Source organism: Pseudomonas sp. NPDC089408, from assembly GCF_044749445.1.
Lineage (GTDB): Bacteria > Pseudomonadota > Gammaproteobacteria > Pseudomonadales > Pseudomonadaceae > Aquipseudomonas.
In genome coordinates, this window is sequence record NZ_JBIVHY010000006.1 from 270,279 (window position 1) to 284,074 (window position 13,796).

Consider the following 13,796-nt stretch of genomic DNA (forward strand, 5'->3'; position numbering starts at 1 on the left):
AACAACTGTTTGATCGACGGCGCGCCCTGCGCGGGTCACCCCACAGAACTCACCTAGAGGTTCATCGCAATGCCTGATTACAAAGCCCCCTTGCGTGATATCCGCTTCGTTCGCGACGAGCTGCTCGGTTACGAGGCGCACTATCAGAGCCTGCCGGGTTGCCAGGACGCAACGCCCGACATGGTCGACGCGATCCTTGAAGAAGGCGCAAAGTTCTGTGAGCAGGTGCTGTCGCCGCTGAACCGTGTGGGTGACCAGGAAGGCTGCACCTGGAGCGAATCGGGTGTGAAAACCCCAACCGGCTTCAAGGCGGCATACGAGCAGTTCGTCGAAGGCGGCTGGCCAAGCCTGGCGCACGACATCGAGCACGGCGGCCAAGGCCTGCCGGAATCTCTGGGCCTGGCCCTGAGCGAAATGGTCGGTGGTTCGAACTGGTCGTGGGGCATGTACCCAGGCCTGTCGCATGGCGCGATGAACACCATTTCTGCGCACGGTACTGCCGAGCAGCAGCACACCTACCTGACCAAGCTGGTGTCCGGCGAATGGACCGGCACCATGTGCCTGACCGAGCCACACTGCGGTACCGACCTGGGCATGCTGCGCACCAAGGCCGAGCCACAGGCCGACGGCAGCTACAAAGTGTCGGGCACCAAGATCTTCATCTCGGCCGGTGAACATGACATGGCCGACAACATCGTCCATATCGTCCTGGCCCGCCTGCCGGATGCACCGGCCGGCACCAAGGGTATCTCGTTGTTCATCGTGCCGAAATTCCTGCCCAACGCCGAAGGCGGCGTAGGCGAGCGCAACGGCGTGAGCTGCGGCTCGATCGAACACAAGATGGGCATCCACGGCAACGCCACCTGCGTGATGAACTTCGACGCCGCTACCGGCTACCTGATCGGCCCGGCCAACAAAGGCCTGAACTGCATGTTCACCTTCATGAACACTGCTCGCCTGGGTACCGCGTTGCAAGGCCTGGCCCACGCCGAAGTGGCATTCCAGGGTGGCCTGAAGTACGCCCGTGAGCGCCTGCAGATGCGCTCCCTGACTGGCCCGAAAGCGCCGGACAAGGCTGCCGATCCAATCATCGTCCACCCGGACGTGCGTCGCATGCTGCTGACCATGAAGGCCTTCGCTGAAGGCAACCGTGCAATGGTGTACTTCACCGCCAAGCAGGTAGACATCGTCAAGTACAGCCAGGACGAAGAAGAGCGCAAGAAGGCCGACGCCCTGCTGGCGTTCCTGACCCCGATTGCCAAGGCATTCATGACCGAAGTCGGTTTCGAGGCTGCCAACCACGGCGTGCAGATCTACGGCGGCCACGGCTTCATCGCCGAGTGGGGCATGGAGCAGAACGTGCGCGACAGCCGTATTTCGATGCTGTACGAAGGCACCACTGGTATCCAGGCCCTCGACCTGCTCGGCCGCAAGGTGCTGATGACCCAAGGCGAAGCACTGAAGGGCTTCACCAAGATCGTGCACAAGTTCTGCCAGGCGCAGGAAGGTAACGAAACGCTCAAGGAGTTCGTCGAGCCACTGGCCGCGATCAACAAGGAGTGGGGCGAGCTGACCATGAAAGTGGGCATGGCTGCCATGAAGGACCGTGAAGAAGTGGGTGCCGCCTCGGTCGATTACCTGATGTATTCCGGCTACGCCTGCCTGGCCTACTTCTGGGCCGACATCGCCCGCCTGGCTGCCGAGAAACTGGCTGCCGGCACCAGCGAAGAGGCGTTCTACACCGCCAAGCTGCAGACGGCGCGCTTCTACTTCCAGCGTATCCTGCCGCGTACCCGTACCCATGTGGCGACCATGCTGTCGGGTGCCAACAACCTGATGGCGATGGACGAAGAGCATTTCGGCCTGTCTTACTGATCCTACCGCTGTAGCCAAGACCCGCCTGCCCTCACCGGCAGGCGGGTTTTTTATTTTTCAGGCTCAGCGCGGTCCCTTTGTAGGAGCGGCCTTGTGTCGCGATCGGGCCGCGCAGCGGCCCCGGCGGTAGTAGTGGCGAAGCTGAAATCTGGGGCCGCTTCGCAGCCCGATCGCGACACAAGGCCGCTCCTACAAAGGATCGCGTCTGAACTGATATTCAACTGTTCATGTGCGCTGCCGATGAAGTAAGGGCACAATGCCACTATTGATCTGCCGGGTTGGAGATACCCTTGTTTCGTCTTAACGCTGTACGCGCAAGCCACTTCCTGCCTTCGCTGTTCTTGTTGCTGGCAGGGCTCGCCGCAGCTTATGTAAGAGACCTTAGTGTCTTCTTCACATCGCTGTTCAATGTCCTGCCTACCTTGGTTCTGCTGCTTGGCGGCGCCTACTGCGCGGTCTACCGCCGCCAGCGTGAGCTGTTCCTGATGCTCACGGTGTACATCGCCTACTACTTGCTCGATACCCAGACCGATTTCTACCGCGACCATGGCCGCGTGCGTGAGGACGCGGCGGTGATCTTCCACCTGGTGTGCCTGCTGCTGCCTGCGTTGTTCGGCCTGTATGGCGCCTGGCAGGAGCGTACCCACCTGCTGCAGGACCTGGTCGCCCGCGGCGCTGTGCTGTTCGCCATGGCCAGCGTGGCCATAGCCCTGGAGCAAAGCTACCCCGAAGCGCTGCTGACCTGGCTGGCGGAGATTCGCTGGCCGGCCTTGCATGGCCAGTGGATGAGCCTGATCCAGATGGTGTACCCGCTGTTCCTCGTGGTGTTTATCCTGCTGGTGGTGCAATACCTGTGTGCCCCGCGGCCGTTGCACGCAGCGCAGCTGATCGGCCTGCTGGGGATTTTCTGGATGCTGCCGCAGACCTTCATCTTGCCGTTCACCCTGAACATCATGTGCAGCCAGGTGATGCTGATGATTGCCGCAGCCGTGGCGCACGAGGCTTACCAGATGGCCTTCCGTGACGAACTGACCGGCTTGCCGGGGCGTCGTGCGTTGAACGAGCGCATGCAGCGCCTGGGGCGCAACTATGTGATCGCCATGACCGACGTCGACCACTTCAAGAAATTCAACGACACCCACGGCCATGACGTTGGCGACCAGGTGCTGCGCCTGGTCGCCAGCCGCTTGTCCAAGGTCACCGGTGGTGGCCGCGCCTACCGTTATGGTGGCGAGGAGTTTGCGCTGGTGTTTGCCGGCAAGACTGCCGAAGAGTGCGTGCCGCACGTGGAGGCCGTGCGTGAGGTGATCGCCAACTACGTGATGCACCTGCGCGATCAGCCCAACCGCCCGCAGGACGATACCGCCGGGCGGCAACGCCGCGCGGGCAGCAGCGGCGGCACAGTGTCGGTCACCATCAGTATTGGTGTGGCCGAGCGCCAGGTCGATCATCGCAACCCCGAAGCGGTGCTGAAATCCGCCGACCAGGCGCTGTACAGCGCCAAAGGTGCAGGGCGCAATTGTGTCATGGTGCATGGGCAACAATCGCAACGCGGTGCTGTTCGCATGGCGTGACCGACGAAGACTATACGGTCAAGTGATGACCCTATGTCTCGTAAAAGTTGTTCGGTTACACTGCAAGCAACCCCAGTGTCGCGGTTCCCCGAGACCGCCCCGACCCGACTAGCGAGAGGTTGTCATGGCTGACTATAAAGCGCCCCTGCGCGACATGCGCTTCGTACTGAATGAAGTCTTCAACGTGGCCGAGCAGTGGGCGCAGTTGCCCGCGCTGGCCGAAGTTGTCGACGCCGACACGGCCATGGCTGTGCTGGAGGAAGCCGGCAAGGTTACCGCCAAGACCATCGCACCGCTCAGCCGCGCGGCCGATGAAGAAGGCTGCCACTGGGACAATGGCGCGGTACGCACGCCGGCCGGTTTCATCGAGGCCTACAATACCTACGCCGAAGGCGGCTGGGTAGGCGTGGGCGGCGACCCGCTGTTCGGCGGCATGGGCATGCCCAAGGCCATCTCGGCCCAGGTCGAGGAAATGGTCAACGCCTCCAGCCTGGCTTTCGGCCTGTACCCGATGCTGACCGCCGGCGCCTGCCTGTCGATAAACGCCCACGCCAGCGAAGCGCTGAAGCAAAAGTACCTGCCGAACATGTACGCCGGCGTGTGGGCCGGCTCCATGTGCCTGACCGAGCCGCACGCCGGCACCGACCTGGGCATTATCCGCACCAAGGCCGAGCCACAGGCCGACGGCAGCTATAAGGTCAGCGGAACCAAGATTTTCATCACTGGCGGCGAGCACGACCTGACTGAAAACATCATCCACCTGGTGCTGGCCAAGCTGCCGGATGCACCGGCTGGGCCTAAAGGCATTTCGCTGTTCCTGGTGCCGAAGTTCCTAGTGAACGACGAAGGCAGCCTGGGCGCGCGCAACCCGGCTACCTGCGGTTCTATCGAGCACAAGATGGGCATCCAGGCTTCGGCCACGTGCGTGATGAACTTCGACGAGGCCGTCGGCTACATTGTCGGTGAGCCGAACAAGGGCCTGGCGGCCATGTTTACCATGATGAACTACGAGCGCCTGGGGGTTGGCATCCAAGGCTTGGCTTCGGCCGAGCGCTCGTACCAGAACGCGGTGGAATACGCCCGCGACCGCCTGCAGAGCCGTGCCCCGACCGGCCCGCAAGCCAAGGACAAGGCTGCCGACCCGATCATCGTCCACCCGGACGTGCGCCGCATGCTGTTGACCATGAAGGCCCTCATCGAAGGTGGCCGCGCCTTCTCTACCTACGTTGCCATGCAGCTGGACAGTGCCAAGTACAGCGAAGACGCCAGCGTGCGCAAACGCAGCGAAGAACTGGTGGCGCTGCTGACACCGGTGGCCAAGGCCTTCCTCACTGACCTGGGCCTGGAGTGCACCGTGCATGGCCAGCAGGTGTTCGGCGGGCATGGTTACATCCGTGAGTGGGGCCAGGAGCAACTGGTGCGTGATGTGCGCATCACCCAGATCTACGAAGGCACCAACGGTATCCAGGCCCTCGACCTGATGGGGCGCAAGGTGGTGGCCAGCGGCGGGGCCTACTACAAGCTGTTCTCTGACGAGATACGCCAGTTTGTTGCCAGCGCGGGCAGCGAGCTGAATGCGTTTGCCAGGCCGCTGGGCGCTGCGCTCGACCAGCTCGACGGGCTGACCGAGTGGGTGCTGCAACAGGCCAAGGGTAACCCGAATGAAATTGGCGCGGCCTCGGTCGAGTACCTGCATGCCTTTGGTTATGTCGCCTATGGCTACATGTGGGCGCTGATGGCGCGCGCGGCGCAGGCGGGCGAGGGGGATGCGGCGTTCTATTCCGGCAAGCTGGGCACGGCGCGGTTCTACTTTGCGCGGTTGCTGCCACGGGTGGATTCGCTGGTGGCTTCGGTGAAGGCGGGGAGTGAGTCACTGTACCTGCTGGAGGCTGAGCAGTTCTGAGGATTTATGGTGACTGCTTTGCAGCCCATCGCGACGCAAGGCCGCTCCTACACAGGGACAGCGCAAGCCGTAAGGGTGATGCGGTCCCCTGTAGGAGCGGCCTTGTATCGCGATGGGCCGCAAAGCGGCCCCAATTCCCGGTGTAAGCTTTTTCCTACACGACGTGGTGACTTTTCACCACTGTTCTCAGATTGGATCCACGGTTAATCTTTATCACATGGACGTTGCGCAGGAAGCGCAAAGGACAGACTAAGGACGGCGACGAAGGACCACCTGCCAGGACGGCGGGGCGATACGGATGTCACAGGGAAACAGTCTGGAAAACCCCGCTTCGGCGGGGTTTTCTTTGTGCGCGTGTTTTTTCAGCCCAGCACATCCAGCGGCGATGCCCCCAGCAGGCGGGCGTCTGTTTCTTCCTCCAGCAGCGTGCGCAGCAGCTCCACCGAGGCCTGCTGGCGCTGTGCATCGCGGAACACCAGGCCAACCTTCAGCGGCACCCGTGGCTCGCTTAGCGGCTTCCACAGCAGCCCTTGGTCATCCTCTGCCGCTTCCTTGGCCCGGCCCGGCAAAATGGTCGCCAGCGCCGTGTGCGCCAGGCTGTCGAGAATCCCCGCCATGTTGTTCATTTCTGCCTGTACCTGCGGCCGCCGCCCTTGGCTGGCCAGTTGCGCCTGCCAGATCTGGCGTATCTGAAACTCCTCGCCCAGCATCAGCATGGGCAATTCAGCGGCCTGGCGGATGGACACCTTCTTGAAATCCTTCAGCGGGTGGGTATCGGGGATCACCAGTTGCAGTTCGTCCTCGTACAGGAGCAGGCCATGCAGCCCTGGCTGACGCGGCGGCAGGTAGCTGATGCCGATGTCCAGACTGCCGTTGAGCAAGCGCCGTTCGATCTCCAACCCCGACAACTCGTATATCTGAACCACAAGGTGCGGCTGTGCCTTGCGCAGCCGTTCCAGCAACTGCGGCACCAGGCTCGGCCGCACGGTCTGCAACACCCCGATGGCCAAGGTGCGCAGTGACTGGCCCTTGAAGTTGCGCATGGCCTCGTGGGCACGCTGCAGGCCGTCAAGCAACGGCAACGCATGGTTGTACAGGGTGTGCGCCGCCAGAGTAGGCAAAAGGCGCTTGTTGCTGCGTTCGAACAGGCTCAGGTCGAGGCTGTGTTCCAGCTGGCGAATCTGCTGGGAAAGCGCCGGCTGGGACAGCGACAGGCGCTCGGCGGCGCGGCCGACGTGGCCTTCTTCGTACACCGCGACGAAATAACGCAGTTGGCGGAAATCCATAAGTAACACTTATCGAAAATGCTGGAAAAACGAAATGGTCGTAAACCTTCGTGAAGCCTAGTCTATCGCCGTATTCCAATGGGTTACAGCGATCAATCGGCCGATTGTTACCCCGGATGAAAAACACTTTTGATAGGCAAGGCAAAATATCGAGCGGCGGCACCAAGACCGCCCCGTGCCCGCCCCTTACCGTGCATTGGCTGGAGCCCTGATGAACCTGTTCAACCTGCGCCGCTCGGCCCCTGCTGCGGCCGCCGAGCCTAAGCGGGCGCCAATGATGGTGCCGCCAGCCGCCGAGCTGTCGCGTGATTGCCTGATGCCAAGCGCCGAACGCGCGGCGCAGGTCTTCGTGCGTGGTCAGGGTTCGTGGTTGTGGGACAGCGAAGGGCATGCCTACCTGGACTTCACCCAGGGTGGTGCAGTCAACAGCCTGGGCCATAGCCCCAGCGTGCTGGTAAAGGCACTGGGTAACCAGGCCCAGGCGCTGATCAACCCGGGCGCGGGCTTCCATAGCCGCGGCCTGCTGGCCCTGGTCAACCGCCTGTGCCAGAGCACTGGCAGCGACCAGGCCTACCTGCTCAACAGCGGTGCCGAGGCCTGCGAGGGGGCCATCAAGTTGGCGCGTAAATGGGGCCAGCTGCACCGCAACGGCGCCTATCACATCATCACCGCCAGCCAGGCCTGCCACGGCCGCAGCCTGGGTGCGCTGTCGGCGTCCGACCCGCTACCATGCAACCGCTGCGAACCCGGCCTGCCGGGCTTCAGCAAGGTGCCGTTCAATGACCTGGCGGCGCTGCACGCCGAGGTGGACTCGCGCACGGTGGCGATCATGCTCGAACCGATCCAGGGCGAGGCCGGGGTAATCCCGGCTACCCAGGAATACCTCAAGGGTGTGGAAACGCTCTGCCGCGAACTGGGCATATTGCTGATCCTCGACGAGGTGCAGACCGGTATTGGCCGTTGCGGTGCGCTGCTGGCCGAAGAGACCTATGGCGTGCGTGCCGACATCATCACCCTGGGCAAGGGCCTGGGCGGCGGCGTGCCCCTGGCCGCCTTGTTGGCCCGCGGGACGGCGTGCTGCGCCGAACCTGGCGAGCTGGAAGGGAGCCACCACGGCAACGCGCTAATGTGTGCTGCGGGCCTGGCCGTACTGGATACCGTGCAGGAGCCTGGGTTCTTCGCCCAGGTGCAAGACCACGGCCGCCACCTGCGCGAAGGCCTCAGCCGCTTGGCCGGGCGCTATGGCCAGGGGGAAGTACGCGGGCAAGGCCTGCTATGGGCGCTGCAACTGAAGGAAAACCTGGCCCGCGAGCTGGTGGCGGCGGCCCTGCATGAAGGCCTGCTGCTGAACGCGCCGCAAGCGGATGTGGTGCGCTTCTCGCCGGCACTGACCGTGAGCAAGGGCAACATCGACGAAATGCTGCTGCGCCTGGCGCGCGCCTTTGCCCGCCTGCATGCCCAGCAGCAGGCCCGCCGCGAAGTGCCGGCTTAAGTGGCACGTTAAAGAATTCTACGAACCGTCTGGCGTTCCTGCGCATCGCCCCTGGCCTGTTTCATTCGGCCCGGGGCGTTTTTTTTGGGCTGTGGAACCTCTGCGGTGGGCGGCGAGTCTTTGATTTAACCCTTCAGGAGACATACGCATGGACTTTATCCGCATCATCATCGCCATCATCCTGCCGCCGCTGGGGGTGTTCCTGCAGGTAGGGTTTGGCGGGGCGTTCTGGCTGAATATCTTGCTGACCTTGCTGGGGTACATTCCGGGGATCGTGCATGCGGTGTATATCATCGCCAAGCGTTGAGTTTTTTGGGGCTGCTTTGCAGCCCATCGCGACGCAAGGCCGCTCCTACAGGCGTTCGCGTTCCCTTGTAGGAGCGGCCTTGCGTCGCGATGGGGCGCAAAGCGGCCCCAAAATCTCAGCCCTCCAACACCCGGCAATAAAACTTCCACTCTTCTTCCAGCGCATGCGCCAGATGCTCCGCCTTGCGGAACCCATGCCGCTCCCCCGCATAGAAGTGCCCTTCAGCCTCGATCCCGTTAGCCTTTAACGCCGCCAGCATCGTCCGCGTCTGCTCCGGCACCACTACCGCATCCAGTTCGCCCTGGAAGAAGATCACCGGCACCTTGATCTGCCCTGCATGCAGCAGCGGCGTGCGTTGTCGATAACGCTCGGCATCCTGCTGCGGGTCACCAATCAGCCAGTCCAGATAATCGCCTTCAAACTTGTGCGTGGCGCGCCCCAGCGCAACCGGGTCGCTGACCCCGTACAGGCTGGCACCGGCGCGGAATACGTCATGGAAAGCCAAGGCACACAGGGTGGTGTAGCCCCCCGCGCTGCCACCGCGAATGAACGCCTTGCGCAGGTCGACCAGGCCCTGCGCCGCCAGGTATTCAACGGCTGCGCAGGCATCGGCCACGTCGCTCTCACCCCAATGCAGGTGCAGGGCATGGCGGTAGACCCGGCCATAGCCGGTGCTGCCCCGGTAGTTCAGGTCGGCCACGGAAAAGCCGCGCTGGGTCCAGTACTGGATGCGCGGGTCGAACACGGGGTAACAGGCCGAGGTCGGCCCACCGTGGATGAAAACCACCAGCGGTGCAGCGGCTTTGGTGTGTGCTGCCGGGTAGAAGAACCCATGGGCCTGCTCGCCGTCACGGCCATAGCGGATCGACTGCGGCAGGCTGACCTGCCCGGCAGGCAACACTTCGGCACCACCGGCCAGTACACGCACCTCGTGGTTGCTGCGGTCGATGGCAATCACCGTCGGTGGGCTGATGGGCGAGGCGGCGATGGTGTACAGGTGGTCGTCATCCATGGCCAGGTTGCGAAAGCGCGTATAGGCACTGGCGAAACGCTCCATGCGGCCATCGCTGCCACGCAGCCCAAGCTGGCCGAAGCCGTCCACGAACCAGCTGGCCAAGTAGCTTTGCGGCCCCAGCGGCAACCAGGTGCTGGTGCCCAGTTGCCAAGGCGCAGCGGCGTGGTCCGCGGTCGCGGCGGGCAACGCTCGCCAGTGGCCATCGACTTCGCCCCAGGGCTGCCAGAAGCCGTTGCGATCAGACAGGCAATACAGCCGGCCCTCAGCGTCGAAGCGCGGTTGCTGCAGCGACTCGTCAGCACCCGCCACACACTGCGCTGGCCCCCAGTTGTCACTGGCATCGCACGTGCGGTGCATCAACCGGGTGACGGTCCAGGGCTGTGCCGGGCGGTCCCACTCAATCCAGGCCAGGCGCTTGCCATCGGCACTCACCGTCGGCGACGCGTAGAAGTCAGCGCCCTCAGCGATGACTTCGCGGTTGCCCTCGCGCAAGGCGACCAGGCGGTGTTCGACCTGCTCGGCATGGTGTTCTTCGACGGCCAGCACCTGGCCGTCATGCCATTGCACATCGCCGTAGCGGCAGCTGGCATCGTGGGTCAGTGCACGCGGCAGTGCGTCGTTCAGCGGCTGGGTGTAGACCTGCTGGTCCTTTTCGTTGACGAACACCAGGCCGTCTGCGCCCAGGCAGAAGCTGCCACCGCCATACTCGTAGACCCGGCTGCGCACGCTGAAGCCATCTGCAGTCAGGCAGCGGGCCTGGTAGTGCAGCCAGTGCCAGATGCGGCAAGCGCCATCGGCCGGGCGAAATTCAAGCCAGAACAGCCCGTCGGCACTGACCTTGAGTTCGGCAAAGTCGGTGCCGGCAGCAACGGCCTGGGCCGCGCTGAATTCAGCCGCGGGCGATGACACGGGAGTTTCGTTCATTGCGGAAGGTCATCTGTTCAATGGCGAGCTGGGCGCTTTGCGCCTCCTCGCGGGCCTTGAGGATGATGCCGTGTTCGGCCGACTTGGCGCACACCGGGTCGGCGTTGCTGGCATCGCCGGTCAACATGAAGGCCTGGCAGCGACAGCCACCGAAGTCCTTTTCCTTCTCGTCGCAGGAGCGGCACGGTTCGCGCATCCATTCATAACCACGGAAGCGGTTGAAGCCAAACGACTCATACCAGATGTGGTGCAGGTTGTGATCGCGCACATTGGGGAACTGTACCGGTAGCTGGCGCGCACCATGGCAGGGCAGTGCGGTGCCGTCCGGGGTGATGGTGAGGAACAGGTTGCCCCAGCCATTCATGCAGGCCTTGGGGCGCTCTTCGTAATAGTCGGGGGTGACGAAGATCAGCTTGCAGGGGTTGCCCTCGGCCTTGAGCTTGTCGCGGTACTCGTTGGTGATCCGTTCGGCGCGCTCCAACTGCGCGCGCGTGGGCAACAGGCCCAGGCGGTTGAGGTGCGCCCAGCCATAGAACTGGCAGGTGGCAAGCTCGACGAAGTCCGCCTCCAGGGCAATGCACAGCTCGATGATGCGGTCGGTCTTGTCGATGTTGTGCCGGTGGGTAACGAAGTTGAGCACCATCGGGTAACCGTGGGCTTTCACTGCGCGGGCCATTTCCAGCTTTTGTGCAAAGGCCTTTTTCGAACCGGCCAGCAGGTTGTTTACCTGCTCGTCGCTGGCCTGGAAGCTGATCTGGATATGGTCCAGGCCGGCCTTCTTGAAGTCGGCGATGCGCGCTTCGGTCAGGCCGATGCCCGAGGTGATCAGGTTGGTGTAGTAACCCAGGCGGCGGGCCTCGCCGATCAGCTCGGCCAAGTCCTGGCGCACCAGCGGCTCCCCGCCGGAAAAGCCGATTTGCGCGGCACCCATCTCCCGCGCTTCTGCCATTACCTTGAACCACTGTTCGGTGCTCAACTCCTGGCCCTGGGCAGCGAAGTCCAGCGGGTTGGAGCAATACGGGCACTGCAGCGGGCAGCGGTAGGTCAGCTCGGCCAGCAGCCACAGCGGCAGGCCGACCTCGGGCGTGGGCGGCAGCTCAGGCGAGGACGATCCAGTGTTCGGCACGGGCCACCTCCATGAACTGCTCGATGTCCTCGGCGACTTGCGGGACGCCGGGGAATTGCTGTTCGAGTTCGCTGATGATTGCGGCCACGTCACGCTGGCCGTCGATCAGGCCGCCGATCAGGCTGGCGCTGTCGTTGAGCTTGATCATGCCTTCGGGGTACAGCAACACATGGCCCTTCTGCGCCGGCTCGTACTGGAAGCGGTAGCCGGGGCGCCAGCTTGGCACCTGGTTACGGTCGAAACTCATAGGGTGATCCCCTTGTGCCATACCCGGTCCTGGGTGACGGAGTGATAAGGCGGGCGGTTCAGCTCGTAGGCCATGCTCATGGCGTCGAGCATGCTCCAGAGGATATCCAGCTTGAACTGCAGTATCTCCAGCATACGCTCCTGCCCTTCACGGGTGGTGTAGTGCTGCAGGGTAATTGCCAGGCCGTGTTCCACGTCACGCCGGGCCTGGCCCAGGCGGGTGCGGAAGTACTCGTAGCCGGCCGGGTCGATCCACGGGTAGTGCTGCGGCCAGCTGTCCAGGCGCGACTGGTGGATTTGCGGGGCGAACAGCTCGGTCAGCGAACTGCTGGCGGCTTCCTGCCAGCTGGCGCGGCGGGCGAAGTTGACGTAGGCGTCCACGGCAAAGCGCACGCCGGGCAGTACCAGTTCTTGCGAGCGTAGTTGGTCGGGGTCCAGGCCCACGGCCTGGCCCAGGCGCAGCCAGGCTTCGATACCGCCGTCTTCGCCGGGGGCGCCGTCGTGGTCGAGCAGGCGCTGTATCCACTCGCGGCGTACTTCGCGATCGGGGCAGTTGGCCAGGATCGCGGCATCCTTCATCGGGATGTTGACCTGGTAGTAGAAACGGTTGGCCACCCAGCCCTGGATCTGCTCGCGGCTGGCGCGACCCTGGTACATCGCCACATGGTACGGGTGATGGATGTGGTAGTAGGCGCCCTTGGCGCGCAGGGCCTGCTCGAATTCGGCAGGGGACATTGGCAGTGCGTCGCTCATTCGGCTGGCTCCTGTAAACGATTCTCTGGCCTGACACCTACCCTGTGGGAGCGGGTTTACCCGCGAATGCTTTGTTAAAGCCAATGACGCATTCGCGGGTAAACCCGCTCCTACAGGGGGCTGTGTGCGGTTGCGACTTGTATTACAACTCGATACTCATGCCATCAAAGGCCACTTCCACCCCGCGGCGCAGCACTTCGGCACGCTCGGGCGAGTCTTCGTCGAGGATCGGGTTGGTGTTGTTGATGTGGATAAGCACCTTGCGCTGGTGCGGGAAGCCGTCGAGCACTTCCAACATGCCGCCAGGGCCGTTCTGCGCCAGGTGGCCCATTTCGCGGCCGGTGCGGGTGCCGACGCCACGGCGCTGCATTTCGTCGTCCTCCCACAGGGTGCCGTCGACCAGCAGGCAGTCGGCGCCGTGCATCATCGCCAGCAGCTTTTCATCGACCTGGCCCAGGCCCGGGGCGTAGAACAGCTTGCCGCCGGTGCGGGTGTCCTCGACCAACAGGCCCAGATTATCGCCTGGGTGCGGGTCGAAGCGGTGCGGCGAGTAGGGCGGGGCGGCACTGCGCAGCGGGAACGGGGTGAACGTAAGATTGGGGCAGGCGTCGATCACGAAGCTGCCTTCCAGCTCGATGCGGTTCCACTGCAGGCCACCGTTCCAGTGGCTGAGCATGTTGAACAGCGGGAAGCCGGTGGTCAGGTCCTGGTGGACCATGTCGGTGCACCACACCCGGTGCGGGCAGCCTTCGCGCAGGCTGAGCAGGCCGGTGGTGTGGTCGATCTGGCTGTCGAGCAGAATGATGGCGTTGATGCCGGTGTCGCGCAGGGCCCGGGCTGGCTGCATGGGCGCAAAGGCCTGCAGTTGGGCGCGGATGTCGGGCGAGGCGTTGCACAGCACCCAGTGCACGCCGTCATCGGACAGGGCGATGGACGACTGGGTACGCGCCGTGGCCCGCAGGGTGCCGTCACGCAGGCCCTTGCAGTTGACGCAGTTGCAGTTCCACTGCGGGAAGCCGCCACCGGCGGCGGAGCCGAGAACCTGAATGTACATGGCCACTCTCTTTGCTGTGCGCAATCGGTATCTGAAAAACGAAAACGCCCCGGCGGGCCGAGGCGTGGAACCGTAAGCCGGGCTTAGCGGTTAGCGAAGTACATGGTGACTTCGAAGCCGATACGCAGATCAGTGTATGCAGGTTTGGTCCACATGGGATTACTCCTTCCGGATGGGTTTGGGGTTGCTCAGCTACTACTTGGGTACCGCCATGCGCAGGAGGTTCCCGGAACTGGGATTG

The 13,796-nt window shown here is 63.4% G+C and carries 12 protein-coding genes; 5 read left to right on the forward strand and 7 right to left on the reverse strand.

What is annotated here, in order from left to right:
- The first annotated feature begins 69 nt into the window (after positions 1-69).
- The 3 genes from ACIP02_RS12820 (at position 70) to ACIP02_RS12830 (ending at position 5,352) form a co-directional block, all read left to right on the forward strand.
- Positions 70-1,875 carry a phenylacyl-CoA dehydrogenase gene (locus ACIP02_RS12820; protein WP_400616968.1) on the forward strand — a complete coding sequence of 602 codons (1,806 nt, stop codon included), beginning with the start codon at positions 70-72 and terminating at the stop codon, positions 1,873-1,875.
- Positions 1,876-2,165: 290 nt separating this feature from the next.
- A complete protein-coding gene (locus ACIP02_RS12825; protein ID WP_400616971.1) occupies positions 2,166-3,449 on the forward strand; it encodes a diguanylate cyclase in 1,284 nt (427 codons plus the stop codon).
- A gap of 124 nt (positions 3,450-3,573) precedes the next feature.
- On the forward strand, positions 3,574-5,352 hold the full coding sequence (locus ACIP02_RS12830; protein WP_400616974.1) for an acyl-CoA dehydrogenase C-terminal domain-containing protein: 1,779 nt from the start codon (positions 3,574-3,576) through the stop codon (positions 5,350-5,352).
- A gap of 362 nt (positions 5,353-5,714) precedes the next feature.
- Here ACIP02_RS12830 and ACIP02_RS12835 read toward each other — a convergent pair whose 3' ends face one another.
- Positions 5,715-6,638, reverse strand: coding sequence for a LysR family transcriptional regulator (locus ACIP02_RS12835; protein WP_201206354.1), 924 nt, complete (start codon positions 6,636-6,638; stop codon positions 5,715-5,717).
- 211 nt (positions 6,639-6,849) lie between these two features.
- On the opposite strand from ACIP02_RS12835, the gene ACIP02_RS12840 reads away from it, so the two are divergent.
- The gene (locus tag ACIP02_RS12840) at positions 6,850-8,130 is read left to right on the forward strand and encodes an aspartate aminotransferase family protein (RefSeq protein WP_400616977.1); all 1,281 of its coding nucleotides are present in this window, start codon (positions 6,850-6,852) and stop codon (positions 8,128-8,130) included.
- 148 nt (positions 8,131-8,278) lie between these two features.
- Positions 8,279-8,437 carry a YqaE/Pmp3 family membrane protein gene (locus ACIP02_RS12845; protein WP_009681539.1) on the forward strand — a complete coding sequence of 53 codons (159 nt, stop codon included), beginning with the start codon at positions 8,279-8,281 and terminating at the stop codon, positions 8,435-8,437.
- A gap of 115 nt (positions 8,438-8,552) precedes the next feature.
- Here the strand turns inward: ACIP02_RS12845 and ACIP02_RS12850 are convergent, their stop codons facing one another.
- From ACIP02_RS12850 to pqqA, 6 genes are all read right to left on the reverse strand, one after another.
- Complete coding sequence (locus ACIP02_RS12850) at positions 8,553-10,376, reverse strand: prolyl oligopeptidase family serine peptidase (protein WP_400616982.1); 1,824 nt, start codon at positions 10,374-10,376, stop codon at positions 8,553-8,555.
- Positions 10,342-11,502, reverse strand: a complete 1,161-nt coding sequence (pqqE, locus tag ACIP02_RS12855; protein WP_400616985.1) for a pyrroloquinoline quinone biosynthesis protein PqqE — start codon at positions 11,500-11,502, stop codon at positions 10,342-10,344. Before pqqE ends, ACIP02_RS12850 begins: the two co-directional genes overlap by 35 nt.
- Positions 11,474-11,749: a pyrroloquinoline quinone biosynthesis peptide chaperone PqqD gene (gene pqqD, locus ACIP02_RS12860; protein ID WP_400616988.1), complete on the reverse strand. Its 276-nt coding sequence runs from the start codon at positions 11,747-11,749 to the stop codon at positions 11,474-11,476. Before pqqD ends, pqqE begins: the two co-directional genes overlap by 29 nt.
- Positions 11,746-12,501 (reverse strand): pyrroloquinoline-quinone synthase PqqC, encoded by a 756-nt coding sequence (pqqC, locus tag ACIP02_RS12865; protein WP_201206345.1) that lies wholly within the window; start codon positions 12,499-12,501, stop codon positions 11,746-11,748. The genes pqqD and pqqC overlap by 4 nt, the downstream gene beginning before the upstream one ends.
- A gap of 142 nt (positions 12,502-12,643) precedes the next feature.
- The gene (gene pqqB, locus ACIP02_RS12870) at positions 12,644-13,555 is read right to left on the reverse strand and encodes a pyrroloquinoline quinone biosynthesis protein PqqB (RefSeq protein ID WP_400616992.1); all 912 of its coding nucleotides are present in this window, start codon (positions 13,553-13,555) and stop codon (positions 12,644-12,646) included.
- A gap of 83 nt (positions 13,556-13,638) precedes the next feature.
- Positions 13,639-13,710 carry a pyrroloquinoline quinone precursor peptide PqqA gene (gene pqqA, locus ACIP02_RS12875; protein ID WP_003243383.1) on the reverse strand — a complete coding sequence of 24 codons (72 nt, stop codon included), beginning with the start codon at positions 13,708-13,710 and terminating at the stop codon, positions 13,639-13,641.
- Between the last annotated feature and the right edge of the window lie 86 nt (positions 13,711-13,796).

What these genes read in the sequence shown, in the direction of transcription:
- ACIP02_RS12820 (WP_400616968.1), top strand. Translation starts at nt 70, where the DNA reads ATGCCTGATTACAAAGCCCCCTTGCGTGATATCCGCTTCGTTCGCGAC.
- ACIP02_RS12830 (WP_400616974.1), top strand. Translation starts at nt 3,574, where the DNA reads ATGGCTGACTATAAAGCGCCCCTGCGCGACATGCGCTTCGTACTGAAT.
- ACIP02_RS12835 (WP_201206354.1), bottom strand. Translation starts at nt 6,638, where the DNA reads ATGGATTTCCGCCAACTGCGTTATTTCGTCGCGGTGTACGAAGAAGGC.
- ACIP02_RS12840 (WP_400616977.1), top strand. Translation starts at nt 6,850, where the DNA reads ATGAACCTGTTCAACCTGCGCCGCTCGGCCCCTGCTGCGGCCGCCGAG.
- ACIP02_RS12845 (WP_009681539.1), top strand. Translation starts at nt 8,279, where the DNA reads ATGGACTTTATCCGCATCATCATCGCCATCATCCTGCCGCCGCTGGGG.
- ACIP02_RS12850 (WP_400616982.1), bottom strand. Translation starts at nt 10,376, where the DNA reads ATGAACGAAACTCCCGTGTCATCGCCCGCGGCTGAATTCAGCGCGGCC.
- pqqD (WP_400616988.1), bottom strand. Translation starts at nt 11,749, where the DNA reads ATGAGTTTCGACCGTAACCAGGTGCCAAGCTGGCGCCCCGGCTACCGC.
- pqqC (WP_201206345.1), bottom strand. Translation starts at nt 12,501, where the DNA reads ATGAGCGACGCACTGCCAATGTCCCCTGCCGAATTCGAGCAGGCCCTG.
- pqqB (WP_400616992.1), bottom strand. Translation starts at nt 13,555, where the DNA reads ATGTACATTCAGGTTCTCGGCTCCGCCGCCGGTGGCGGCTTCCCGCAG.